The sequence below is a fragment of the Pseudomonas sp. UMAB-08 genome (assembly GCF_900095225.1).
Lineage (GTDB): Bacteria > Pseudomonadota > Gammaproteobacteria > Pseudomonadales > Pseudomonadaceae > Aquipseudomonas.
This window is the reverse complement of sequence record NZ_LT607416.1, coordinates 128,787-154,002: the sequence shown is the minus strand read 5'-3', so window position 1 is coordinate 154,002 and position 25,216 is coordinate 128,787. Positions and strand designations below refer to the sequence as shown.

The 25,216-nt window shown below is 58.2% G+C and carries 26 protein-coding genes; 9 read left to right on the top strand and 17 right to left on the bottom strand.

Annotated elements, in window-relative coordinates; translation table 11 throughout:
- Positions 1-27 precede the first annotated feature (27 nt).
- From K0F75_RS26035 to K0F75_RS06255, 6 genes are read left to right on the top strand one after another with little or no spacing between them, the layout of a single operon-like run.
- Positions 28-465 (top strand): prepilin-type N-terminal cleavage/methylation domain-containing protein, encoded by a 438-nt coding sequence (locus K0F75_RS26035; RefSeq protein ID WP_219061001.1) that lies wholly within the window; start codon positions 28-30, stop codon positions 463-465.
- The gene (locus K0F75_RS06275; RefSeq protein ID WP_219061000.1) at positions 465-917 is read left to right on the top strand and encodes a prepilin-type N-terminal cleavage/methylation domain-containing protein; all 453 of its coding nucleotides are present in this window, start codon (positions 465-467) and stop codon (positions 915-917) included. The genes K0F75_RS26035 and K0F75_RS06275 overlap by 1 nt, the downstream gene beginning before the upstream one ends.
- On the top strand, positions 914-1,369 hold the full coding sequence (locus tag K0F75_RS06270) for a prepilin-type N-terminal cleavage/methylation domain-containing protein (RefSeq protein WP_219060999.1): 456 nt from the start codon (positions 914-916) through the stop codon (positions 1,367-1,369). Before K0F75_RS06275 ends, K0F75_RS06270 begins: the two co-directional genes overlap by 4 nt.
- The gene (locus K0F75_RS06265) at positions 1,369-2,286 is read left to right on the top strand and encodes a type II secretion system protein (protein WP_219060998.1); all 918 of its coding nucleotides are present in this window, start codon (positions 1,369-1,371) and stop codon (positions 2,284-2,286) included. The genes K0F75_RS06270 and K0F75_RS06265 overlap by 1 nt, the downstream gene beginning before the upstream one ends.
- Entirely contained in the window at positions 2,276-2,704 is a 429-nt protein-coding gene (locus K0F75_RS06260; RefSeq protein WP_219060997.1) for a hypothetical protein, read from the top strand. Before K0F75_RS06265 ends, K0F75_RS06260 begins: the two co-directional genes overlap by 11 nt.
- Positions 2,701-6,036 (top strand): DUF6701 domain-containing protein, encoded by a 3,336-nt coding sequence (locus K0F75_RS06255; RefSeq protein WP_219060996.1) that lies wholly within the window; start codon positions 2,701-2,703, stop codon positions 6,034-6,036. Before K0F75_RS06260 ends, K0F75_RS06255 begins: the two co-directional genes overlap by 4 nt.
- A 45-nt stretch (positions 6,037-6,081) precedes the next feature.
- On the opposite strand, the gene K0F75_RS06250 is transcribed toward K0F75_RS06255, so the two are convergent.
- The 10 genes from K0F75_RS06250 to hmpA all read right to left on the bottom strand — a co-directional run bounded on the left by K0F75_RS06250 (position 6,082) and on the right by hmpA (position 15,842).
- A complete protein-coding gene (locus K0F75_RS06250) occupies positions 6,082-6,708 on the bottom strand; it encodes a hypothetical protein (RefSeq protein ID WP_219060995.1) in 627 nt (208 codons plus the stop codon).
- Positions 6,709-6,746: 38 nt separating this feature from the next.
- Positions 6,747-7,394, bottom strand: a complete 648-nt coding sequence (locus K0F75_RS06245; RefSeq protein WP_219060994.1) for a CatB-related O-acetyltransferase — start codon at positions 7,392-7,394, stop codon at positions 6,747-6,749.
- 72 nt (positions 7,395-7,466) lie between these two features.
- Positions 7,467-8,360, bottom strand: a complete 894-nt coding sequence (locus tag K0F75_RS06240; protein WP_219061301.1) for a glycosyltransferase family A protein — start codon at positions 8,358-8,360, stop codon at positions 7,467-7,469.
- A 312-nt stretch (positions 8,361-8,672) separates the two neighbouring features.
- The gene (cyoE, locus tag K0F75_RS06235) at positions 8,673-9,560 is read right to left on the bottom strand and encodes a heme o synthase (RefSeq protein ID WP_219060993.1); all 888 of its coding nucleotides are present in this window, start codon (positions 9,558-9,560) and stop codon (positions 8,673-8,675) included.
- Between the two features lie 10 nt (positions 9,561-9,570).
- A complete protein-coding gene (gene cyoD, locus K0F75_RS06230) occupies positions 9,571-9,903 on the bottom strand; it encodes a cytochrome o ubiquinol oxidase subunit IV (protein ID WP_219060992.1) in 333 nt (110 codons plus the stop codon).
- Positions 9,904-10,518: a cytochrome o ubiquinol oxidase subunit III gene (locus K0F75_RS06225; RefSeq protein WP_219060991.1), complete on the bottom strand. Its 615-nt coding sequence runs from the start codon at positions 10,516-10,518 to the stop codon at positions 9,904-9,906. It abuts the gene before it with no gap.
- Between the two features lie 3 nt (positions 10,519-10,521).
- Positions 10,522-12,498, bottom strand: a complete 1,977-nt coding sequence (gene cyoB / locus K0F75_RS06220) for a cytochrome o ubiquinol oxidase subunit I (RefSeq protein WP_219060990.1) — start codon at positions 12,496-12,498, stop codon at positions 10,522-10,524.
- A 3-nt stretch (positions 12,499-12,501) separates the two neighbouring features.
- Positions 12,502-13,440, bottom strand: a complete 939-nt coding sequence (gene cyoA / locus K0F75_RS06215; protein ID WP_219060989.1) for a ubiquinol oxidase subunit II — start codon at positions 13,438-13,440, stop codon at positions 12,502-12,504.
- Between the two features lie 482 nt (positions 13,441-13,922).
- Positions 13,923-14,432, bottom strand: a complete 510-nt coding sequence (locus tag K0F75_RS06210; RefSeq protein ID WP_219060988.1) for a disulfide bond formation protein B — start codon at positions 14,430-14,432, stop codon at positions 13,923-13,925.
- 228 nt (positions 14,433-14,660) lie between these two features.
- A complete protein-coding gene (gene hmpA, locus K0F75_RS06205) occupies positions 14,661-15,842 on the bottom strand; it encodes an NO-inducible flavohemoprotein (protein ID WP_219060987.1) in 1,182 nt (393 codons plus the stop codon).
- Positions 15,843-16,177: 335 nt separating this feature from the next.
- Here hmpA and K0F75_RS06200 point away from each other — a divergent pair, with 335 nt between their 5' ends.
- From K0F75_RS06200 to K0F75_RS06190, 3 genes are all read left to right on the top strand, one after another.
- Entirely contained in the window at positions 16,178-17,080 is a 903-nt protein-coding gene (locus K0F75_RS06200) for a chemotaxis protein (RefSeq protein WP_219060986.1), read from the top strand.
- A gap of 44 nt (positions 17,081-17,124) precedes the next feature.
- Positions 17,125-17,580, top strand: coding sequence for a GNAT family N-acetyltransferase (locus K0F75_RS06195; RefSeq protein WP_219060985.1), 456 nt, complete (start codon positions 17,125-17,127; stop codon positions 17,578-17,580).
- Positions 17,581-17,645: 65 nt separating this feature from the next.
- Positions 17,646-17,969 carry a hypothetical protein gene (locus K0F75_RS06190; RefSeq protein WP_219060984.1) on the top strand — a complete coding sequence of 108 codons (324 nt, stop codon included), beginning with the start codon at positions 17,646-17,648 and terminating at the stop codon, positions 17,967-17,969.
- Between the two features lie 187 nt (positions 17,970-18,156).
- Here K0F75_RS06190 and K0F75_RS06185 read toward each other — a convergent pair whose 3' ends face one another.
- The 7 genes from K0F75_RS06185 to K0F75_RS06155 all read right to left on the bottom strand — a co-directional run bounded on the left by K0F75_RS06185 (position 18,157) and on the right by K0F75_RS06155 (position 25,118).
- Entirely contained in the window at positions 18,157-18,408 is a 252-nt protein-coding gene (locus tag K0F75_RS06185) for a hypothetical protein (protein WP_219060983.1), read from the bottom strand.
- A gap of 118 nt (positions 18,409-18,526) precedes the next feature.
- Positions 18,527-19,516, bottom strand: coding sequence for a fimbrial protein (locus tag K0F75_RS06180; protein WP_219060982.1), 990 nt, complete (start codon positions 19,514-19,516; stop codon positions 18,527-18,529).
- Entirely contained in the window at positions 19,513-20,319 is an 807-nt protein-coding gene (locus tag K0F75_RS06175; protein WP_219060981.1) for a molecular chaperone, read from the bottom strand. Before K0F75_RS06175 ends, K0F75_RS06180 begins: the two co-directional genes overlap by 4 nt.
- Positions 20,316-22,799: a fimbria/pilus outer membrane usher protein gene (locus K0F75_RS06170; protein ID WP_219060980.1), complete on the bottom strand. Its 2,484-nt coding sequence runs from the start codon at positions 22,797-22,799 to the stop codon at positions 20,316-20,318. Before K0F75_RS06170 ends, K0F75_RS06175 begins: the two co-directional genes overlap by 4 nt.
- Before the next feature lie 244 nt (positions 22,800-23,043).
- Positions 23,044-23,793: a molecular chaperone gene (locus tag K0F75_RS06165; protein WP_219060979.1), complete on the bottom strand. Its 750-nt coding sequence runs from the start codon at positions 23,791-23,793 to the stop codon at positions 23,044-23,046.
- Between the two features lie 61 nt (positions 23,794-23,854).
- The gene (locus tag K0F75_RS06160) at positions 23,855-24,436 is read right to left on the bottom strand and encodes a fimbrial protein (protein ID WP_219060978.1); all 582 of its coding nucleotides are present in this window, start codon (positions 24,434-24,436) and stop codon (positions 23,855-23,857) included.
- Positions 24,437-24,770: 334 nt separating this feature from the next.
- Complete coding sequence (locus K0F75_RS06155; protein WP_219060977.1) at positions 24,771-25,118, bottom strand: hypothetical protein; 348 nt, start codon at positions 25,116-25,118, stop codon at positions 24,771-24,773.
- Positions 25,119-25,216: the final 98 nt, after the last annotated feature.

Sequence of the window (25,216 nt, the reverse complement as noted above, 5' to 3'; positions counted from 1 at the left end):
TCACGCTTTACCTAAAGGAATTAAATAATGAAAAAACAACAAAGTGGTTTCACCCTGATCGAGTTGATCATGGTGATCGTTATTCTTGGCATTCTGGCGGCGTTCGCGCTCCCTCGCTTTGCCAACTTCAGTGTCGATGCCAGGGTCGCAGCCATCAATGGTGCGGCCGGAGCCATGCGTTCAGCCTCTGCGATTGCCCATTCGCAATTTCTTGTCTCGGGTGCGCCCGTAGTCCTTGAAGGTACGACTATCACCATGGCGGAAGGCTACCCAGACTTGGCGGGCATGCTGGATGCGGCGCAAATCTCCTCCAAGGATTTCGTCACGACAACGGCCGGAACAGTGGGATCGAGCGGCGCACCGACGCCTGCTACTTGCAGCGTGGTCTACACAGAAGCAACGTCAACAGGGACTCCAGCGGTTTTAACAGCTCCGACCTTTGAAGTAAAAGTTGGCGGCTGCTAATGCCTGACAACCGCGGCTTCACGCTGATCGAGCTGATTCTGGTGATCGTTATCATCGGGATTATCTCGGCCGTTGTGGGGCCGCGGTTCTTTGATCGACAGGTGTTCGATGAGCGCCTGTTTTTCGAAGAAAGCCAGGCGGCCGTGCGCTATGGGCAGAAGCTTGCCCTGGCCAGCGGCTGCCTGACTCAAGTCAGCCTCGACAATAACGGCTACCACCTGCGCCAGGCGGCCAACTGCACCAGCGGCGCTTATAGCGCCGAGGTCAGGGGCCCGGATGGCGAAACACCCTTTGCCGCGCCAGCGCCCACTCATGTGACGCTGACAGCGGTCAATTTTCCCGTGGTATTCGATTCGCTGGGCCGTCCGTCCAGCGCGGCGAGTGCCACTGTCGGTACGCTCAACGGCGGCTTCACGCTCAGCGTGACGCCCGAAACAGGCCTGCTGCAATGAAGCGCCAAACGGGCATGACCCTGATCGAACTGGTCATGACCATCGTGATTATCGGCATCGCGGCGGCAGCCCTGTTCAGCGCCATGGCCGCCATCACCACACGGTCGGCCGACCCACTGCTGCGCCAACAGAGCCTGGGCATCGCCGAAGCCTATCTTGAGGAAATCCTTCTGAAGGACTACGTCGATGCGAACGGTGTCGTCTGCCCGGCGGTGCCCGGTAACCGCAGTCAATATCAGACGGTCTGTGATTACGCAGGGCTAAACGACAACGGCGCCCGCGAAGCAGACGGAACCTCTATCGCCGCCCTCGCCGCTTATCGCGTGAACGTCACGGTCACCCCGCACGCGTGGGCGGGCCTGGCGGCAGCTGATGCGCTTTATGTTGAAGTCACCGTCACCGACCCCGCAAACCAGCCGCTGGTGCTGGCCGGCTACCGGACTCGCTACTGATGAAAACCCCGGCATTGGCGGTTGGCATCCCGCAGCAAGCGCGCGGCTTCACCCTGGTCGAGCTGGTGCTCGTCATCGCCCTGGCCGGCATTATTGTGGTGATGATCAGCACAGTGCTGTCGCGTCCTCTGGACGGTTTCCTGGCCCAGAGTCGACGCGGCGAGCTGGTGGATCAAGCGGCTGGCGCGATGAACCGCTTGACCCGCGATGTACGCCTGGCCGTGCCCAACTCGCTGAGGGTGTCAGCCGATGGCCAAGCCGTGGAGCTACTGCTGATCCAGGGCGCTGCGCGCTACCGTGCGAATCGCAATGACAGTCAAGGCCTGCGTTTTTCCCCGGAGGCTGCTGGCACGTGCGCAAGTACTGCCATCGACGGTCGTTGCGATACCGTGCAGGTGCTGGACGGGGCATTCGATCCGACCGGGGCCCGCTGGATGGTGGTGTACAACATCGGGGCCGAATCCGGTGGCAACCCGGTGGTCGGGAGTAACCTTTGGGCACCGACCAATCCAGGAGTAATGACCCCGACAGGCAGCACGTTCAGTCTGCTTCCAGGCGCACCGGCTGGAGAAAGCATTATCGCGGTGGGCAACCTGCCCGCCACCGGTTTTCGCTTTGCCTATGCGTCGCCACAGCAGCGTGTGTATCTGGCCCAGACGGTCGTGGGCTTTCGCTGCCAGAATGGCCAACTGCTTCGCTACACCTATAGCCAACTGCTTTCTACACTGCCCGCCGCCCCGCCGTCCGGTTCCAACCCTGAGCCGCTGGCACTGAATGTCGATTGTGGGCAAACACGCTTTACCTACCAGGCCGGCAGCACTGCGCGCGCCGGTTTGCTGTCCCTGGCACTGCATACCACCCTCGACGGCGAAAGCTTCCAACTCTTGCAACAGGTCCACATCGACAATGCGCCCTGATCCCCGCTGGCCCCATCGCGCCCAGGGTTTTGGCCTGGTTGCAGCGATGTTCCTGCTCATCGTGGTCGCCCTGGTGGTGATCGCCATGGCACGCCTGTCCGTCGCGCAACACGGCACCATCAGCCTGTCCATACAACAGGCACGTGCCTATCAGGCGGCGCGGGCCGGGGTCGAGTGGGGCATAACCCAAGCGATCAGCAGCGGCAACTGTGCTCAGGGAACGCCGAGCCTGGCCGGTAACAATCTGGGCGAGTTCAGCCTCAATGTGGCGTGCATCCGCAACAACTATGTGGACAACGACGGCGCTGCCGTAAGCATCTTCCGGTTCACCTCCACCGCACAGAATGGCACCCCAGGCAGTCGCTCCGACTACGCCTACCGACAGCTCACCTCAACGATAGAGAAAGGGGCTCCATGAGCAGACAAACATGGGCACGGGGCGGTCTTGGGATTGCGCTTCTGGCGGGGCTGTTGCTAACGAACGTGGCGCAGGCTGCAACGACCTATACGTTCAGTTTGCTGGGTACTTTGCTGGGTATAGATGCCCCATGTTCGGGCACGTGGAGCCGCAGCGGTAATACCTTCACCTGCAGTGGACAGATGATACTGGGGGCGGGGGACAAACTGGCGGTGGGTTTCCTGACCATCGGCAACATTACCGTTGTCGCGAATCAAGGCTTCTCACTCGACACCAACTCGATCGGCACCAGCAGCAACACCGTGGCGCTGGTCTCTGGTCCAGGCGCTATCACCGTCACGGGCACCCACAGTACGTTCAGTGCCTCGATAAGCTCCACCGATGGCGCGATCAGCCTATCCAATGCCGTGGTAGCCGGCTCCGTCCAGACAACAAGCGGCGCCGTGACACTGGTCGGTGGCAGCGTCGCGGGTGACGTCCTTGGCGGCGGAGCAATTACCGCCACCGGAACCTTGGTAAACGGCAATCTCACCAGCAGCGCCGGGGCCGTCACGCTCGCGGGGGGCAAGGTCGGCGGTAACCTGCTGGTTCAAGGGGCGGTCACCCTCAAGCTGGGCACCGCCGTAACCGGAACCCTGACCAGCCGGGCAGGCGCACTGACGCTGACCGACTCCAGCGTGGGGGGCGATGTCCAGGCTTACGGGGCCATCACCTCCACCAACACAACCGTGAAAGCCAACCTGAGCACCAGCACTGGCGCGATCACTGTCGTCGGCGGTAGCGTCGGTGCTGCGGTTCACGCCGAAGGCGCCATCACCTCAACGGGGGCGCCGATTACCGGCAATCTGACCAGCAACTCAGGGGCGATTACCCTCACCACCGGCAGTGTCGGCGGTAATGTCCTGGCCGGGGGTGTCATTACGGCGACTGACACCCCGGTAACGGGCAACCTGACCAGCAGCGGTGCGGCTATCACCCTCGTACGCGGCAGTGTCTCGGGTGATGTCAATGCATTCGCCGCCATCACCGCCACCGACACGTGCATCGGCGGCGATGCAGTGTCCGGTGCCGCGACCACGCTCACTCGCGCTACCGTCGGCGGCAATGCCCAGGCCTTTGGGGCGATGACGCTCACCGGGACCAGTGTCGGTGGCAATGCCACGGCCGGCGGCGCCATCACTGCCACTGACAGCTGCATCGGTGGCGTTATCGTGACGGGCGGAGCCAAAACCATCACCGGCGACTGTTCATCCAGCCCGCCGCATAATGCTTGCAAGGCGGTAGCGCCGACGGCTCAAATTGACCACTTCGCGTTCAGCTATGCGGGCGCGGCACTCACCTGCAATCCGCAGCCGATCACAATCACCGCCTGCAGCAATGCCAGCTGCAGTCTCTATGCCGATCCGGTCAGTGTCGTACTGAGCCCTTCCAGTGGCTGGACAGCGACCCCGCCCGCAGGGATCAACGGCAACACCATTACCTTCAGTGGCGGCAGTGCTCAAGCGCAGTTGCGCAGCAGTAGCGTGGGGAGCGTGAGCCTTGCCGTTGCCTCGTCAGTCCCGGGGAGCACTTCATCGACGGTTTGCTCGACCAGCGACTGTACGATTGCCTACGCCGAGAGCGGTTTCATCTTCGATGTACCGACCCTGATTGCAGCCAGACCGCAGAGCAACATCGCCCTGCGCGCCGTGAAAAAAAGTGACACCTCGCAAGCCTGTGTCCCCGGGTTTGCCAACGTCACTCGCAGCCTGAGCTTTACCTCGGCCTACATCAATCCCGACACCGGCATCCAGCCAGTGATGGTCAATAACAGCCCGGTGACCAGCAGCCCGAGCAGCCTCAACCTGACGTTCGACAGCACGGGCAGCGCGCTGCTCACGGTACGCTATGACGATGCCGGACAGATGATGCTCACCGCCAGCTACGACGGCACCACCGCCAATGGCGATGTGGGATTGAGTATGAGCGGCAGTGATTTGTTCGTGTCCAAACCCTATGGCCTGTGCCTGCAGACCGCGTCGACCTGCACCGTCGCAGGCGTGAACGACAACTGTCAGGTCTTCGAAAAAGCAGGCGACAGTTTTCCCCTGCGCATTCAGGCAGTGGGCTGGCAGGCAGACGGAGAACCGCTTACGGCAGGCAATTTGTGCAGCAGCCATATCATCACGCCCAACTTTCAGATGAGCGATATCACCCTGAACAGCGCACTGGTGGCGCCCGTCCCTGGAGACAGCGGCACGCTCTCCCCGCCCCGATACAGCCATGTAGTGGGTAACCAGACCACCACCAGCACCTCGATTTCCGAGGTCGGTGTATTCCGCCTGACCGCCACGCCAACGGCCAATGGCTATTTCGGCGAAACCGTCAGCGGCGGTGGGAGTGGTTTGGTCGGCCGCTTCATTCCTGCTTACTTAGGGGTGCAAGCAAATGCCAGCCTGATGTCGAGCTGCGGTTCGTCCTTCAGTTACCAAGGCCAGCCAATGGCCTTTGCCATCGGCCAGGAGCCTACGCTGACTGTCACTGGTTTTAATCGCAGCGCAAGTATCACCCATAACTATGACCGTGGCGCGTTCTGGCGGTTGGCAACGCCAGTGCCGAATGCCTACACCTCGATCACCGGCAAGACCAGCCTGGATATCAGCGGGCGGTTGACCCGCAGTGGCATAGCAAACCTGGCACAAAGCGGTGCCGACAATGGTGACGGTACCGAGCGCTACCGCTGGAGCGGTGAAACGCTGCAGTACACCCCGGCACTCTTGCCACTGGCTGATGATTACCCGTTTATCGCGGCGATTCGTCAAGGTTTCAGCGCTGCAACATTGACCGATACCGATGGTGCCTGTTTTGGCGATGGCAACAGTTGTTCAGCGTACAGCTATGACTTTAGCGACAGCCCTGGCAGCGAGGTTCGTCTGGGGCGCTTGCGTCTGGACAATGCCCATGGCTCTGAGCTACAGGCACTGGATCTGCCCTTGCGCATCGAGACGTGGCAGAAACTTGCGGGCGGCAGTTTTCGGGTCGAAGGCCTGGACACCTGCACCACGGCAGCCGTTTTACAAACGCCTGCACTGAGCAGTTACACCGGGCAACTCAGCCAACAGAACTATGGCAATGACAAGGTCACGTTGATCGCACCCATCGCGGGTTTGGGGCTGTTGCGCTTGCAGCCTCCCGGGATCAACGGATCGGTACTCGGAGGACTGCCGGCAACACCGTCCTGGCTTTTCTACGACTGGAATGGCAAGGGGCGTGAGGCTGCAACGGGGCTGGCCAGATTCGGCATCTATCGAGGCTCATCACCAATGATCTTTCGCCGCGAAGTGTATCGCTAGCGACCTGCTCTTCACAGGCGCTGGCGGCTCACATCGACAAAGCGCTTAAAGCTTTGTTGTATCGACTGGCGCTCGCCACTCAGGCCGTTTGAACGCTGTCTCCGCGCCGGAAATCGAGACGGCTATACGATTCAGCACCTGCTCGGCGGTGTATTTTTTGGTGGTCGTGTTAAGGGCGATGAACACAAGGCCAATCACCAGCGCCGCATGAGGGATTTTTTTGATCTCTGTATTTTCCAGGCAACACAAAAACCCGCAGGCAGCGGCAGATCCCAGGAGAGCCCCGGCAATCGCCTCCTGCAGCGGATGGATATAGGGTGCCACGCAGTTGACGCTGAACCACCACGCGACCAATAACCCCACACCGGCTCCCGGCCAGCGAAGGCGAGGATCGATTTGTCGCGCGAGCAGGCTCATCGCCACGGGCAGCACCAGGCTGGTATTCATGGCATGACCGCTGATGACCGCAATGTTCAGGCTTTCAAGGCCGACACCCCATCCTTTGAAGAGGATTTTGCTCGCCCCGACAATCGCGTACACGAACAGCAGCACGGCGCCCCATAACAACGCCGACTGCCTGGACCTGGAAAACCAAAGCCAGCCCGCGATGACCACGGCCGCCGGAAGCATGACCGTAATGCCGCCGTACTGAGTGATGTCTGCCAACCTCATATCCCACGCAACCTCTATCAAGTCCTTCACTCAGGAGCCTATGAGAGCAGAATTTGTTCGGCCAAGGGCGCTTTACGGGCCTTTATATAGGCGATGAACGCGTCCATGTCAGAACTGCACAACGTTCTGGCAACGGCTTTGACCTCTGCAACCGGCCAGTCCCACCAGGCAGACCCTAGCAGGATCTCACGCGTGTCTTCTTCGAACCGCCATTTGATGAATTTGCAGGGATTGCCGCCGACCACCGAAAAAGGGGCCACATCCTTGGTCACGACGGCGCCTGCTGCAACGACTGCACCATGACCGACAGTGACGCCGGAAAGAATGACTGCATTTGTGCAGATCCAGCAGTCGCTGCCGATCACGACATCGCCCTTGCTCGGGGCAAAGTCCACAATACCCTTAACTTCGTCGATCATCGCCGGGAACGGATAGGTGGTGATCCAGTCGGTGCGATGCTCTCCTCCGAGCAAAATCCTCACCCCATCAGCAATCGAGGTGTAAGCACCCACTTTCAGAATCGTATCGTCACCGAACTCGATAACCTCCGGAATCCCGTACGTTCCAACGCCGATGGAATAGTTCGGATAACGCAATCTAATCCGCTCTGCGCACCGGTCGAGCTTGTCCATTCGGCGGAGCTGCTTTCTTGTTTTTCGCTTTTTTAGAAATTCCAAAAGCTTCATGCAATGGCTCTCATCGGTCGCCCGGTTGTGACTGAAGGCATTTCAACCAGACTCCGTCACCCAGCGGCCATCTCAACGATGGAGCAGCAGCCGTTTGAGTCGGCGAAAGGTGATCTTGTTGAACTGCCTGAAGGGGATGGCACGCAGCAAACGCCACGCGTCTTTTTTATCTGTCACCACCGCATACTTCAACGCTTTGTTGAGGATGACGGTCTTGCCTTTTTCGTAACCGGGGTGCGTTTGATAGGGGCTGATCGCTCTCATGTCAGCGTCGAGCAATACCTTGTATCGGCGGGACAGGTTGTTTGGATGGCGCCGATAGCGGGTGACGCACACCGGGAGCACATGGATCTGATAACCCTGGTTGGCGATTCTCAGCGTCATCTGAAAGTCTTGCACTTTGATGTTCGGCTCGTAGAAGCCTACCGCTTTAAGTGCCTCCATCCGATACAGAGAGACCGGCGCGCCCACCACGATGGCGTTGCTCAGTATTTCGTCAAAACCCAGGCACTGGATCCCGTCGAGTTTTTGCGTCTTGCCGTTGTTCCCTTCGCTGTCCATGTACGTGACCAGCGCGCCGACACAGCCGACTTCCGGGTGTTTATCCAGGTATTCGGCTCTTATACGCACCGAATCCGGAAGCATGATGTCATCGAGGTCAGGCGTGGAAACATACTCCCCTTTCGCGTACCTCAACCCATGATTGAGGGCCGCGCTGACGCCTTGGTTGGGCTGCGTATAGAGCTGGAACTTATAAGTGCTTTGCAGCGCCTGCAACATCGCATAGCTATTATCCGTCGACCCGTCGTCGACGATAATGACTTCTCTATTTTCATAATCCTGAGCGAAGATGCTTTCAAGCGCCTCCTCCAGGTACTTTTCTGCGTTGTAGCAGGGCGCAACAATCGAGACCAAAGGCCCTGTGACCGCTGCCTGATTGTGTGTAGCCATAAGTTCTTCAGTCATAAGTGTGATGTTTCTACTAAGCATTTCAACTAAACCCACCCGAAAAAAGCCGGCTTTGCAGTCGTTTCCGGGGCAGACGACAGCCACTCATCAGGCTCAGCGGTTGTCGGAGCCGCGTGCAGCGCGTCTACTGGGCTGAAGCCGACATATCATGCTGCAACACGCACCTGTTGTCATGAATTCAATGATGGCCTTATCTATCACAACCTTTCAAACCGCTCCGTGAAATACCCTCCATTATTCAGCCCACAAAAAAACGCCCCGTTCTTCATCCGAAGAACGGGGCGTTTTTGTTGCAGCAGCTGGCTTAGTTCAAGGTGCGTAAGTCAGCAACAACTCACTGGGCGCCTGAAAGTCCAGCGACATCATCACGCTCAGCGCGGTGATGGTGAAGATCGAGAAGACGAACAGTTTACGCGCCCAGACCCGGTCATCCACTGCCTTGTAACCGCTCCAGGCCATGTACAGCCAGTACATACCCATGACGGCCGCAACGGCCAGATAACTAAGACCGGCGTAACCACCCACGGTCAACATCAGGGTAGCCAGCAGGAACGCCAGGGTGTAGATCAGGATATGACGCTTGGCGACGACGATGCCACGCTTCACCGGCAAGACCGGAATCGACGCAGCGAGGTAATCGTTGAAGCGAAAAATCGCGATGGCGTAGGAGTGCGGCATCTGCCACAAACTGAACATCACCAGCAAGGTCAGTGCCGCCAGGTCGAAGCTGTTGCTCACCGCGACGTAACCGATCACGGGCGGCATCGCCCCTGACAAGCTGCCGACCAGTGTGCCGTGCACCGATTTGCGTTTCAGGTACAAGCTGTAGAAGCCGACGTAAATCACAAAACCGATCACCGCGAACAGCGCCGCCAGCGGGTTAGCCTTGGTGTACAGCAAACCCACCCCGGCGATGCCAAGCACGCTGGCGAAAATCAGGGCCAGTCTCAATGAAACCAGGCCCTGCACCAGCACCCGATTCTTGGTGCGCTCCATCTTCACGTCGATGTCGCGGTCGATGCAGTTGTTGAACACACACCCGGAGGCCACCACCAACGAAGTGCCGATGACAGCAGCCAGGAACAGGCCAAAGTCGACATGCCCTTTGGACGCCAGGAAAAAGCCACCTGCCACCGAAAGCACATTACCGAAAATGATCCCCGGCTTGGTGATTTGGATAAAGTGCTTCAGCGACATGGGGAGATCCTCAGTGCGCCATCATGTTCGTGTGGACGTTGTACATAATCCACAACGACAGGCCGACCACGATCGCAATGATCAGGGCGGTAAAGGCGAAGGCAATGATGTTCCAGCGCTGTTCGGACGACCTATTCATGTGCAGGAAGAACACCAGGTGCACGAATATCTGTACCACGGCGAAGGCCACGACAATGGCCAGGGTCATCGTCTTCGGGAACACCGGGTGCATCAAAAGACCGAAAGGGATCACCGTCAGAATCACGGAGAGGAAAAACCCGACGGCGTAGGACTTCAGGCTGCCATGGTCGGCACCGCCGTGGCTGATATGTGCGTTAGCCATTTACAGGGCTCCCATCAGGTAGACAACGGTGAACACGCAGATCCAGACCACGTCCAGGAAGTGCCAGAACAGACTCAAGCAGCTCAGACGCGTGTTGTTGGTAGCGGTCAGACCTTTCTTCTTGATCTGGAACATCAGCACCGCCATCCAGATCAGACCGGATGTCACGTGCAGGCCGTGAGTACCGACCAGCGTGAAGAAGCCCGACAGGAAGGCGCTGCGATCAGGGCCGAAGCCCTCGGCGATCAGGTGATGGAATTCATTGATTTCCATGCCGATGAACGCGAGGCCCAGCAAGAACGTCACCGCCAACCAGGCGATAACCCCGTTCTTGTTGCCCTTGTGCATCGCCAGCATGGCGAAGCCGTAGGTGATACTGCTGAACAGCAGGCAGAAGGTTTCTACCAGCACGTAAGGCAGTTCGAAGATGTCTTTGCCCGATGGGCCACCTGCGACGTTGTTACTGAGCACCGAGTACGCGGCGAAGATCGTCGCGAACAGGATGCAGTCAGTCATCAGGTAGATCCAGAAACCGAACACGGTCATGGACCCGGCATCCTCGTGCCCATGCTCCTCAGCATGGGCAATCTGAGTTTCTAATACTAAGTTCGACATGGTTTAAGCCTGCTTAGCCAAAGTTTGAAGGCGTGCATTTTCGATTCGCGCCACTTCTTCGGCGGGAACGTAGTAGTCGATGTCATCGTCGTTACTGCGCACGATGAAGGTGGCTACCATGCCGACCAGACCGACGGCGGCCAGCCACCAGATGTGCCAGATCAACGCGAAGCCAAAGACCAGACTGCCAAAGCTGATATACACGCCAACACCGGTGTTGCGCGGCATGTGGATCTTCTTGTAATCGACTGCTTTTTTGCTCTGTACCCCACGCTCCTTGGTCTCCCAGTGGGCGTCCAGGTCATTGACGTGCGGTTGCTCGGCGAAGTTGTAGAACGGCGGCGGCGAAGAGGTCGACCATTCCAGCGTGCGGGCATCCCACGGGTCACCTGTGAGGTCACGGTTTTTCTCGCGATCACGGATGCTGACCACCAGTTGCGCGATCTGGAAGATGATGCCGACCATGATGACCAGCGCACCACAGAACGCAGCGATCAGCCACGGTGTCCATGCCGGGTTGTCGTAGTGGTTCAGACGACGGGTCATGCCCATGAAGCCGAGCACGTAAAGCGGCATGAACGCCAGGTAGAAACCGACGATCCAGCACCAGAACGCATACTTGCCCAGACGCTCGTTCAACGTGAAGCCGAACGCTTTCGGGAACCAGTAGGCGAAGCCCGCCAGGTAACCAAACACCGCACCGCCGATGATCACGTTATGGAAGTGCGCGATCAGGAACAGGCTGTTGTGCAGCACGAAGTCAGCACCCGGAACCGCCAGCAGTACGCCGGTCATGCCGCCGATGCTGAAGGTCACGATAAAGCCCAGGGTCCAGAGGATCGGCGTGGTGAATTGAATTCGCCCGCGGAACATCGTGAACAGCCAGGTGAAAATCTTCACCCCCGTGGGCACGGAGATAATGATCGTCATGATGCCAAAGAAGGCGTTGACGTTGGCCCCCGAGCCCATGGTGAAGAAGTGGTGCAGCCAGACAACGAAGGACAACACGGTAATGGCGATGGTCGCGTAGACCAGCGAGGTGTAGCCGAACAGGCGCTTTTTGGCGAACGTCGAGGTCACTTCCGAGAAGATGCCGAAGGCCGGCAGGATCAGGATGTACACCTCGGGATGGCCCCAGGCCCAGATGAGGTTGACGTACATCATCGGGTTGCCACCAAGCTCGTTGGTGAAGAAGTGCATGCCCAGGTAACGGTCCAGCGTCAGCAGAATCAAGGTCGCGGTGAGGATCGGGAACGACGCCACGATCAAGATCGCGGTGCACAGGCAGTTCCAGGTAAACACCGGCATTTTCATCAACGTCATGCCAGGGGTGCGCATTTTCAGGATGGTGACAACGAAGTTCACCCCCGTCAGCAACGTACCCAAGCCTGACAACTGCAATGCCCAGATGTAGTAATCGACCCCGACACCCGGGCTATACGCCAGGCCAGAGAGCGGCGGATAAGCAACCCAGCCGGTGCGGGCGAACTCGCCGAGCCCCAGGGACAGGTTGACCAGCACCGCGCCGACCACGAACAACCAGAAGCTCAACGAGTTGAGGAACGGGAAGGCAACGTCGCGAGCACCGATCTGCAGCGGTACGACGATGTTCATCAGGCCGACCACAAAAGGCATCGCCATGAAGAAGATCATGATCACGCCGTGAGCGGTGAAGATCTGGTCGTAATGTTCCGGTGGCAAGTAGCCTTCGGAACCGGCGCTGGCGAGGGCCAGTTGCGAGCGCATCATGATCGCATCGGCAAAGCCGCGCAGGAGCATGACCAGCGCAACGATGATGTACATCACACCGATTTTTTTGTGGTCGACCGAGGTCAGCCATTCAGTCCACAGGTAGGACCACTTGCGATGATAGGAGATTGCAGCAACCAGTCCCGCACCCACCAGCATGATGATAACCAGCGTCACCATTACGATCGGTACATGGAAGGGAATGGCTTCCAGCGTTAATTTACCGAACATCTCTTACTCCTCTGCGCCGGCAGCCGAATGCATTTTCATGTCCATGCCCGTCATTTCTGGTGCATCGTCCGCCTTGTGGTGCATCCCCTTGGCCTTGTTCATCCCCTCATATTTATCAATGATGGTCTGGAACAGGTTGGGCTGGACGCTGGCGAAGTACTCAACAGGGTTTTTCACGCTAGGCTTGGCCAACTGATTGAATTCAGCGATTTCAAGCGGGTGTGGTGTTTTTTTGGCTGCAACGACCCAAGCATCGAAGTCCGCTTGCGACGTGGCATAGGCCTTGAATTTCTGGTCCGAGAAGCCTTCGCCGCTCAAGTTGGCCGCCATACCGTCGTACACATGTTCTTCGTTGGAGATCAGGTGCAGCTTGGTTTCCATACCGGCCATGGCGTAGATCTGACCGCCAAGGCCCGGGATGAAGAACGAGTTCATGGTGGAGTCGGAGGTGATCCTGAAGTTAACCGGGACATTGGCCGGGAACTTGATCTCGTTGACCGTGGCGATACCCAGTTCCGGGTAGATGAACAACCACTTCCAGTCCATCGCGACGACTTCGATGACCACCGGTTTGACGTTGGAATCCAACGGTTTGTAGGGGTCGAGTTCGTGGCTCGATGTCCAGATCAGGATGCCCAGCGCGATCACGATCAAGGTTGGAACGCCCCACACCACGGCTTCAATCTTGCCGGAGTGAGCCCAGTTCGGCGCGTAGGTCGCCTGGGTGTTCGAAGCGCGGTATTTCCAGGCGAAGGCGAACGTCATGATGATCACCGGAACCACCACCAGCAGCATCAGCAGCGTCGCGGTGATGATCAGGTTTTTCTCGTCAATGCCTATCTGCCCTTTTGGATCGAGCAGGGCCATGTTGCAACCACCCAGCGCAAGCATGCTCAAAAGGGCCAACGAGCCAAACAATCTGGGGTACCTTTTTCTACTCATCTCACGACCTCTAAAGCTGCGCACGCAATGCAGTTGGGTTTCGACCGCCAACACTTCACCCTGCCAGGTGTTGGCATGTTTTTTTGATTGAATAAGGGCCTGCCAGAAAAGCTCGAGAGCTGGGCGGCAAATCCAGAATTGTCTGTGGTTTCTTATTGAACTGGTGTGGCAACGGCCTGGTTAGCAGACCAATTCCATTTGGTGCGGATTTTTTGAAAGGGTGTCAGTCCCTGAAGCCGTATCGGCGTGGTCTACATAGAGTGCGTAGAGACGCTTTCGACCTCGTTTCTTGTCAATTGCAAAGCGGTACTGACTGATAAGTGTTAGCGATTGTAGATATGTAACCATTTGTTGACTATGGCTTATTCTGCAACAGTTCTTCTCGCATCCAACAATTATCAGCCGGCGAGGACATTATCGGGGGCTGAAAAAAAGCCCTACTTTCCGTCGGAAAACAGGGCTTTTGCGGCCTCCCGCTGAGTTCAGCGGACGGTGCGACGATTACGCATGATCCCCAACGGAACCAATATCACGGTCAGAACGAAGGCAGCCAAAGCCCACTGCGCCAGCGATAAACCGAGAATCGGTGGATACGGCGTGGTGCAGAAGCCATCAACCTGGAAGCCCAGCGGGAACCACGACGCCAGCGGCAGGCCATCAACGATAGGCTGTAATACATCCAGACCGCAGCTCTCGTTCGGATTCGCCAGGATGTAGACATGACGGCCGGCAGCGACGATGCCGCCAATCGCGCTAAGCACAGTCAGCCCCTCGAACACCGTGGTGCTGCGTTTGCCCGGCATCGCGGCGCCAATGAAGGCGAAAATGGCGATGAACAGCAAGGCATAACGCTGAAGAATGCACAGCGGGCATGGCGCCTCGTCCAATACCACTTGCATGTACAGCGCGCCACCGATCAACGTGAGGCAGATCACCCCGAGCAAAACCAGAAAGCGCTTTTCGCGTCTTAGGTACATCGTGCTGTCGCTCATTCCCTTACCTTTTGAGATGGTGTAACCCGAAGTGTAAATGCACAACGGTCTGATCGCCCGCGATAATCGTGGGCAGAGGTTACCAACTCAAGTGCAAAACCGCTGTACGGAACAATTGGGTGGCCGATGGCGCTGGATCTGACACGCAGCCTCAACCCTGCGAAGCGCGGACAAAAAAATGCCGCCAGCCCCTGACAGAGGCTGGCGGCATTTTTTATCGCGCCGGGTTTATTCGAGCACGGAAGCCGGGCCAAAGAACTCGTAGCGGCTTTGTTTCTCTGGTACGCCGGCTGCTTTCAGCTGGCGTTTGACCACTGCCATAAACCCTTTCGGACCCAGGAAGTAGGCATCCAGGTCCCGATCTTCGGGCAACCACTGTTCCAACTGCTGCTGATCAAGCAGGCCAACCGCATCCGCAGCAGGGCTCACGCCATCGTCTTCGGCGTAGCAATAGAAGTGCTTGAGCTGCGGGTGACTACCGGCCAGACCATCGACCCAATCGCGGAACGCATGCACCGCGCCATTGCGCGCGCAATGGATAAAGTGCACGGGACGCGAGGTTTCCAGCGCGGTCTCAAGCATCGCCAATGTCGGCGTGATGCCAACACCGCCGCTGATCAACACCAGCGGCTTTTGGCTCTCAGTCAGGGTGAACTCGCCCGACGGTGTGAACAACTGGAGGCTATCGCCAATCTGCAGTTGGTCATGCAGGTAGTTGGACACCACGCCATTGGGTTCGCGCTTGACGCTGATGCGGTATTGGTTACCACCGGCCACTGCCGACAGCGAATAGTTGCGGCGCATCTCTTCGCCACCGATGAACAACTGCAAGCCAATGTATTGACCCGCGGTAAACCCGAGGATCGGCCCGTCATCCGCAGGTTGCAGATAGAACGAAGTGATCTCGGCACTTTCATCCACCCGTTTTACCAGCTTGAATTCACGCGCACCGCGCCAGCCGCCAACGGCTTCGGCTTTTTCGTTGTAAATCGCGCCCTCGGCACCGATCAGAATATCGGCCAGTTGCTGATACGCATGGGTCCAGGCTTGCAGCACTTCATCAGTGGCGATGTCGCGGCCCAGCACTTCTGCGATGGCGCGGATCAGGCAGGAGCCAACGATTGGGTAATGCTCAGGCAGGATTTGCAAGGCGACGTGCTTGTTGATAATTTTCGCCACCAGATCGCCCAACTGCTCAAGTTCGTCGATGTGCCGTGCGTACATCAGTACACCGTTGGCCAGCGCCCGGGGCTGATCACCGCTGGCCTGATGCGCCTGGTTAAATAGCGGGCGCACCTCTGGGTATTCCTCAAGCATCATTTTGTAAAAATAAGTGGTCAGCGCTTCTCCGCCGCTTTCGAGCAGGGGCACGGTGGATTTGACGATGGCACGATCTTGAGCGTTCAACACGATTTGACTCCTGAGCCGCAAGGCTTCTAGCTAATTACGGCTTATACTTCAGGATTCGTGCCAATTATTTTTATGTTAAAAATCAATAGGTTGAAAACAATCAGTCAAAATGACCCATCGCGCATCATAGTCAATAAGACTCCTTTGCGTCCTTATGACTACTGAAACACAACGCGGCCTTGGGCTGCGTTTGCCGACAGCGTCATCGACCGGCTTGACTGTTTGCTGTCCTGAGGCACAAATGCCCTAAAGCGAAACCTTTGCAAGTCGATAACCCGGCATCGAAAGCTGTTTGCCACTCTTGTAGCGACGCCTTTAATCTTCAGAAGGTTGATATGTCCTCAAATAATGCCCGCGCAGACTCACTCTCACTCCTGCTGTTTACGTTGCGCAGCGGCAAGCTGATGGCCATCAACTTGCTCAAGGTCAGCGAGATCATCCCCTGCCCTGCCCTGACCCGCTTGCCAGAGTCCCATCCACACGTCAAAGGTGTCGCCGTCCTGCGCGGCGCGTCGTTGTCGGTGATCGACCTGAGTCGGGCCATTGGTGAACAACCGCTGCTCGACCCCTCGGGTGGCTGCCTGATCGTCACGGATGTCAGCCGCTCCAAGCAGGGCCTGCATGTGCAGGCAGTGAGCAAGATCGTGCATTGCCTGACCACGGACATCCGGCCGCCACCCTTCGCCTCTGGCAACAGGTCATTCATCACGGGGGTGACTCAGGTCGACGGCATGCTGGTGCAGGTGCTGGATATCGAAAAAGTCATCCACGGCATCGCCCCGGCGAGGATCATCGCCGACGAGCCTGCGCACCTGAGCGAAGAAGACGCCCAGGTACTGGCCAAGGCCAAAATCCTCGTGGTCGACGACAGCCAGGTCGCCTTGCAGCAATCGCTGATCACCCTGCGCAACCTTGGCATCCATTGCCACACCGCCCGCAGCGCCAAAGAAGCCATCGACCGCCTGCTTGAACTGCAAGGCACGGAGGAGCAGATCAACGTCGTGGTGTCTGACATTGAAATGTCGGAAATGGACGGCTATGCCTTTACCCGGACCCTGCGCGAAACGCCTGACTTCAAGGACCTGTACGTCCTGCTGCACACTTCCCTGGACAGCAAGATGAACAGCGAAAAAGCCAAGTCTGCAGGAGCGAATGCCGTGCTGACTAAATTCTCTTCACCCGAGTTGACCAAATGCTTGATTCAGGCAGCCCGTACGGTCGAGGCCCAGGGCATTTAATACAGAGCCCCCAGCCAGAGGATTCGACAGCCTGGTGCTGGCTGATGCGCCGCGATCTGCGTCAGACCCTCGCCCCCACAACGTGGCCTGCCGCCCTCCGCCTCCTAGAGTTCAGCCCTGAACTCGCGCCACAGGTGCACGCTCTATTGGTACTCGGTTACCAGCAAGGCGCAGGCAGCGTGCCGGACTATGAGCACTGGCACAAAGCGTTTGCCACCGACCCTGAGTTCGACCCGTCGCTGTGCTTTATCGCTGCCGATGAACACGGTCTGGTCGGCGTCGTACAGTGCTGGACCAGTGCCTTCATCAAGGATCTGGTGGTGGATCCACGCGCCCGCCGCCAAGGCTTCGCGCGCGCCCTGTTGAACCATGCCTTCGAGGCTTTCCGCGTGCGGGGTGAAGCGTGCGTCGACCTCAAGGTAATGGACAGCAACCACGACGCTCGGCGCCTGTATGAAACATCCGGTATGCGTTACGTCCAGCGCTTTACTGTCGACTGAGACCGCCCCCCGATCTCGTCTGCCATAATCCGCCTTTCGGAAACACCACTCGAAAGGAGCCAGATATGAAAGCATCCACGGCGCTGTGCATGGCCCTTGCGGTTGCTGCGACCCACGCCAATGCATCCAGCAGCCAGGCCTGGAGCGAACTGGACAAGGCCGTCATCGACAGTTGCGTGAAAGCCAGTCAGCTTAAAGAGGTAAAACCGGCCGGCACCGCAGCCCTGTTCGATGACAGCGTCGGGTACAGCGCACTCCTGCTCAAAGGCCGCTACCCGCAGGCGCACATGAAGAACAAGCCCGGCACCGAACTGTGCCTGTATCAACGTCAAACCCGAAAAGCCACCGTGAACGAGTGGGATGCAGTGACCACGTTGCCGAAAAAATAATCGCCCGGCAGTGGCGCGGCACGTTACCTGCGCTGTCCGTCGAGTCGGGTTGGGTTTTTCACGTATCGGGCGGGGAGATTGCCAATACGCTGCAGCGGGCCGGCGTTCAGGTGGTGAACGCCGATCCGTTGGACTATGCCTTCATTTCTTTTGCATAGCGTCTGGCGTAGCTGAACAGCGCTGAAAATCAGCGCTTGCCCATGGTCTTGCGGGTGCCGTGAGGCGCGACACCGGGGACTTTGTTATGGCTGGCTTTGCCCGACTTCTTGTAATACAGAGAGTCTTGAGTCTTGGCTTGCAACAGCTCGCCCGGCTTGAATGGAAAGCTGAATGCAGGAATAGCGGCTTTTTTATCGGTGGTTTCAGCACCCGGCTCGACGACTGTCACCTCTTCGGTGGCGACGGCTTCAGGAGCTGGCGTGTGTTCGGGGGTAGTCATGGAAGCTCCAAAAGTATCGAGTCAGTCGTCTGGCGAAAATGGGCAGTCGCCCAAGGCCCGGCAGCATACCTGAATCGCAGACGACCTGCCGCCATCACCTCTCACCTCCCATCGCCTGCTATTTGTAAAACAGGTCAATGATGACTTCAGCCTCGAAGGCGCCCGCTTTGGGTGTTTGGCTTTGCCAGACCAGTTCGGCCTCGAAATCGGCCTTCGCCGACTGACTCGTCCCGAGCAGATCCGCCAGATGGAAGGGCTGGTTGTAAGGCAACGTTGCGCCATCGCGGCCATTGATAATGCGGATGCCGACGCCGTCGTTGGCCGTGGGAATCAGAAAATCGCCAGACAGCACACCTGACACTGGCTTGAATCGCGCATCGAGGCTGAAGGGTGTGTCACAGGTGCGGCTGGTCACCAGTGAAAACGGACGTCGATCAATGACCCGCCCCACCGCGACCTCTTGAATCCCTATCGAGCCAAACTCCACCGTCTCCGGGGTGACCTGTAACTCGGCATCGCAGGCAATGAAACGCAGGCCGGTCAGGTTATTGATGACGTAGCTCAGGGTGTAGCCGGGCAATGGGTTCAAACCTGCTGCGCTGTCGAGTTGGAACATCCGATAGTCCAGCAGATGACTGGCCACCCCTGACGGTGGGGTCGGACCGAACTTTTGCACGAACACCGAGAACGCCAGATTGAAGGTGATGCGCGGGCACGCAGCCATATTCGCGTCACTTTCATGACAAACAGGCAGACTCTGGCCGGTGCCTATCCGGCCGCTGCTCTGTAGATAGTCGATACCGTCGACGGTCAGACCCGCGCGAATACCTTGGCCAATCGGCACGTTGTCCGGGTTCAAATAAATGAACACTTCCTCCTGCTGCTCTTGCAGACCGTCCTTGAAGCATTCGACCTGAGCATTGAACCGATCCGAGCGCCAGACGATGGTCCCCTCGGGCGATGCGGCAGGGATGGCAACGGTGCTGCCCAGATCGCCATTAATCACCACGGCCCCGGTGTTTTGCGCCGTGCAGACCAGGGCAAGACAGGTGGCAGGGCTTAGCGACAGCGTCAGCAATAACAGGCGAATCCAGCGAATATCGATCATGATTCAGGGGCTTCCAGGTGGGCAGTGTCCGGCAGCAACCGGGCCTTGAACGGCAAATGCCAGTCGACCTCCGCGCGGTAATTACGCTGACCGCCGTAGTCAGTCAGGGCGTTGAAGGACAGGTGTTGCCAGCGATTGTTGGCTGGCTCGTCTGTGCCCAGGGGCAGGGTTCGGGTGGTGCCCGGTGGCAGCAGCAGGTAGTCGCTAACGTCGCGTTTACCGTCGATACCATCGAGTCGCAGGTTCTGGAGAGAGGCGTGGTAAGCAGACCGGTTACTGACCCGCAACGATGTCGCGCCGGTCGCATCGCGGGTCAGGTTCCAGAGCAACTCCTGGGCGCTATCGGCCGGATCACCGGGCAAACCTGGCGGGCGATAGAACACGTTGATCCGCTGGCGGATGGCAATGCTCAGCGGGTTCTCGCCTTCTGCGCGTCGGGGGATTTCCATCACGTACAGGTGCAACAGCGATTCCCGCCCCTGCGGCATGCCGACGCCTTCATACAGGATGCGCAGCGCCTGTTTACCGTTAGCAGGCAGCTGTGACAGGTGAGGCGTCAGGGCAAACGGAAGATCATCAGACACACCATCGCTCTCACCCGCAGCGCTGCTCAACCACGCCTGGAGCAGCACCTCGCGGGGACTGCGGTTAATCACGTCGATGCTGACTTCGCGAAAAGCCCCGTCGAAGATCAACCGCGTTCCGGCAAGGGACACCGCAGCCTGCGCGCCGGTACTGGCGACCCCTATCAATAGCAACATAGGGCCGATCAGCCTGTGACTGAGTCGTTTCAACAGACTCATTGGCAGGTGACCTTCAGTCGTTCATAGGCACGTAGCGGGTCCTTCGGCGGCAGGCTATAGGGCACCCGGCAACGTTGATCGGACCACTTCACCCGCAGTACGCCTTGATCTTGCCCGGTCAACACCAACGCGCGACTGGTGGGATCGACCACCGCCAAAGACTTGCCGTGGTCATCCTCTACGCTGGCGCCCAACGGCACCTTGCTACCATCCGCGCGCACCAGTTCGAATTGCACGCGGCGCCCGATCGACGCTGCAAAGTGCACAACACTCACGGCACCACGACGAGGCACCACTTGGACGATGGCATTATCCACCTCGACGTCCGCCCCCAACTGCCGGGTGTCGAGACTGACCCAATTGGTTCGGTAAGGCTGTGCGTAAGGCAACACCGCGTAACCGTTGGCCGAAGTCTCGACGTTGCTGTAGTTGGTCAGTTTTGCACCGCTGACGTTTGGCACCTCGACCAGCGCGAAGGTTTCACCCAAAGGCTGGCCGAAGTTCACCCCGCCACGGTGGGCAACCAGCGACCCTGACGCACCCAGGCTAAAGGCATCGTAATCGCGACCCTGACTGTACCCGGCCTCAAAACGACCGTAGGGCGTGGTGGTGTTAAGTTTGCCGGAGCCGAAAGTGCCGGAACTGCTGTCGCGCCCGGCCTGTAGCGAATAGAAGGCATTTCGATTGTCCAGCACCTGACCGTTGAGACCGCCCTGGGCGTTGTAATCACCTTGGCTGTCGCGCACCAGATTGAACGATGCCCGGGACGCGCTTGAGCTTGAACCCAACGGCACTGTCAGGCTCAGGGAGAGCCGATGATCGGTGTTGGCCTGCCCGTCACCGTCCAATTGCTGGTTTTGCTCGATCGACAGGTTGTAACTGACGGTCTTCCACGCGCCGTTATAGGACAAGTACAGCTGACGGGTTTTGCCCGGCAGGTTCCAGTAACGCTGATCACTGGCGGTCAGGCTCAACGAACCGGATTGCCCTGGCAGCGACTGCGTGACATTAAGCTCTACCCGATCCTTTGCCCGGCCGGTGACCGTTCGAGCGATGCGCCCATCGAGCTCCTCTACGTGCTCCTGCAGCGTGCGGTATTGCTCAGTGGAATAGCGATAACCGGCGACGGCAAAGGTGGTGTTCGTCACGTCGAGGGTGTTGGCGTAGCGCAACCGCACGCTTTGGCCCTGGCTAGTCTTGCTCGCACGCGCCTGGCTGATCGACTGCGTCAGGTCGGCCGAAAAAGCCCCCAGGCCGGTATTGACGCCGGCCCCGACATTCGCCGCTTGATAATCCTCGGCCCATTGCAGCCCACCGAACCCGGTCAACCGTTCGGACAGGCCATAAACCAGGGTGCCACTGGTGAATGTCGGCGAGGCCTGTTGATCGGCATTGCTGTCGTATCGACCGGCGGCGAGGCTGTAGCGCAACGCACCGTGGGGCACCATGATCGGCAACGAGGTAAACGCCTGCGTAAAGGTGCGCGTGCGCCCATCCGCCTCCACTACCGTGATCGATAGATCGCCATTGGAACCGCTGGGGTAGATATCGGTAATCTCGAACGGGCCCGGAGAAACGTTGCTGCTGTACAGCAGAAAGCCGTTCTGGCGAACTTCAACCGTGGCATTGGTCTCGGCAATACCACGAATCGTCGGAGCGTAGACCCGCTCGCTGTCAGGGAGCATGCCGTCGTCGGAGGCGATTTCTGCACCGCTGAACCGCACACTGTCGAAGATCAGCGAGTTTGAGTAGATCTCACCGAGTGTCAGTTGCCCCTTGAGCCGCGTCAGGTCGCGCTGGGCGAACGTGCGGTTACTGCTGAAGCGATAAGGCTGATTGCCGCCGTAGGTCAGCGACGACTCGTTGCGCAGGCGCCAGGCGCCGAGGTTCAGGCCATTTCGCAGGCCCAGGTAATACTGATCCGTGCGCGCTTGCTGATTGTGCCGACGGGCGCCATTGAAACTGTAATTGATGAAGGCGGCGGTCTCGCCTTCAGTCCAGAGTTCAGGTGACACGTAACCCCGAGCGCTACGGGCCATGGCGGTCTGCGGCACGCTGACACTCAGGCGCAGGCTATTGGGCTGGTAGTCGACACGGGCAAATTCGACCTGCGCCGCCAGGTCAAAACAGGCACCCGGTTGCAGATCAACCGCCAGGCTTGCGTCGTTGTGCAAGCGTTCCATATCCAGTCCAAAGGCCTGGAGCATCTCCAGCGTCAGGCAGGGTTCGATCAAGCCTGAGGCCGGGTTTTGGGTGAACTTGACATCATTGCGTCCACTCAGGACCCGATTGACGTACACATCCACCCGGTAGACGCCAGGCAAAACGCTGTTGCCCCGCAGAAACTCCTTGAGGTCGGCGGGCTCGTCGGTGCCCTGGATAAACGCCGTGTTGAATTTCATCGAGGGGCCCTTTCCAGGGTCGCTGGATTGATCGGGCGATGCCACGGCTGACGTCGAAAACGCCATGCCCACACTCATGGCAAGCGCACTGAGGCTGAACGATGCGCACGCGTAAAACCTCGTGACGCGTTTATTCGCGTGCAGGGAATGGCCTGAGAACAATCCCTGGGTACTTCGGTTGAGCCGTTCCATGTGCTGTTATCACTCAATCCTTGGAGTACTGCCGCGCCGGAGAATCCTTTCGCGCAGGCGCAAAACTGCCGAGCCCGGGCAGGTGCCGCCACTCGGGTTACCCGGTGAATAAAAAGTTCTGGAGCGGTCGCTAGTGGACGCCGGTGTCGGTCTTGGCGACCTTGATCGCATTGACCGCCTCGCTGGCGATCTGCGTGGCCCTATAGGGCACTAGCCCACCGAAGTCATTGATGCTGGTGAAGCCAACGTTTAAGGGATGACCATTGGCCGGCTTGGCAAGCGGCAAGTCCAGAGACTGTTTCGGTGCCAACATCAGGCTGTCCTTCTTCAGCACGTGAGTCGTACCCTCCAGAACGTCAATCCTGACCATGGACACGAAATAAGGCCCCGGATTGCTCACCTGCAACCTGTCGCCCTCCAACACACGCCATTGGAGTTTCTCCGAGGCCTGTGCCGGTTCGGCCCTTAACCCTTGAGGTCGAAAGAACACCTTGATGCGCTGACGAATAGCGATCTGCAAGGCGTTCTCTGCGGCGGCCTGAGGAATCTCCTGCACATTGAGCCAGAACACCGACTCGCGGTCCTGCGGCATGTCCACGCCCGCATACATGATGCGCAGCAACTGTTTACTGTCAGCCGGCATGCGGGCCAGCGCCGGGATAATCACAAATGGCAAATCGACAGTGCCCTGTGCGTCAGATTCAAGCCAGGACTGCAGGAGGATTTCTCCGCCTCCGCTGTTATGCACGCCGAAACTGACTTCCTTGTCCTCGGCCGGGTAAATAACGCGGGTGGTGTTGAGTACGATGCCCGCCTGGGCACTGGCGGCCAGCGTCAGCGCCAGCGAGAAGCAGGCATAACGGATTGCGGTGTAAAACATGATGGCATTCACCTTGAGTCGAGGTGCGACGGGGTGAGTACGACTCACCCCGCCAGTGGCTTTACTCGTAATCAAGTACGAAAGGCATGAACCCATCAGCGTTGCCTGGGTTGGTCGGGGTGCCGTTAAGCACGTAGACCGCTCCAAAATTCAGCTCTGCCGTCGCGCCGCTCGTACCATCCTTGATCAGCGGCTTATCGATCGTCTCGGTGCCACTCAAGTCCATAAGCTGAGATTCCGCGTTGAGCAAGCCAATACCGACACCGTCTGCGGCACCCGTGGTACGCAACAGCTTGGCGTCGTTGTTATCCAGACCGCTGCCAGAGCGTGCGATGAAGCGCATTTTCACCGTGTCGTATTGCTCGACGCCTGCGCTGCAATTGACCAGCAGCTGGACAGGTGTAGCGGTTTCCAGCTTGCTTGCGGTCGATGAACCAATATCCGAGAACGAAACGTTACCCAGATCAATATTGATATCGCCATTAGGACCGGCACCGACCCCAGCGCCCGGCCCGACGTTACAAGAGATGTTGGTCAGCGTGCCGTTGAACACCAGCTTCCCGTTATTTGCAGCGTTGGCCGAACCTGCTGCGCCCAAGCCCAAAGCACCCAGTACAGCCAGTGTGAGAGAGAATTTTTTCATGCTAACGACATTCCTTGCGTTCGTTCTGTATGCCCATCATTGGACGAACAGAACTATAACGGCACGGCGCATCATCCGATGTCAGGATAACCACATTACGAGTATGGATTTGGCAACAGGAAAAGCAGGCACTTTCTGTGGGAATATTCCTGATTATCGATAGGCGCCCGGAAACAGGGGCTTTGCGCGAAAAGAGCAAATGCAAAGTGTGAGCGAAGTTACGATTCACGTAATTTCAATACAGTGTTTGCATTGATCTAAACCTGTCACGCGCCCTTCAATCAGAAGAACAAAAACCGCATTTATTTCCGGGGTTCCTCTCGCCGCCCACACACTACTGGTAGGTCAACGTAACCACCCCGACCCTGGACTCTTTGTCCAGAGACAACCCTGTACCCTCCACCGCACCTGAAGAGGAAAGTGCCGTGAATGCAGTATTGAATGGAATGACATCACCACTGCAGGCATTCCGATAAGTGTCCACGGCAAGGGTGATTTCCGATGTGACCCGAATCGGCTGCAGCGCCTTAAAATAGGGGCTTTCAGACAGTGGCTGGACCGCACATCCAGTATTGACCACCTGCCCGCTGAAGTGGATAACGCCACCGTTGGCTGATGCCCCGGCGCTGAAGGTAAACACCACGACCGAAAACAACATACACCTGACCGAGCTACCGTTCATTGCAGGACTCCGTGCGGCGTTTCACATCAATAAACAACGCTGAAAAAAAGAACTCACCCGGGTATTCAAAACTATAAGTAAGAACTTTCCTCGGGTTT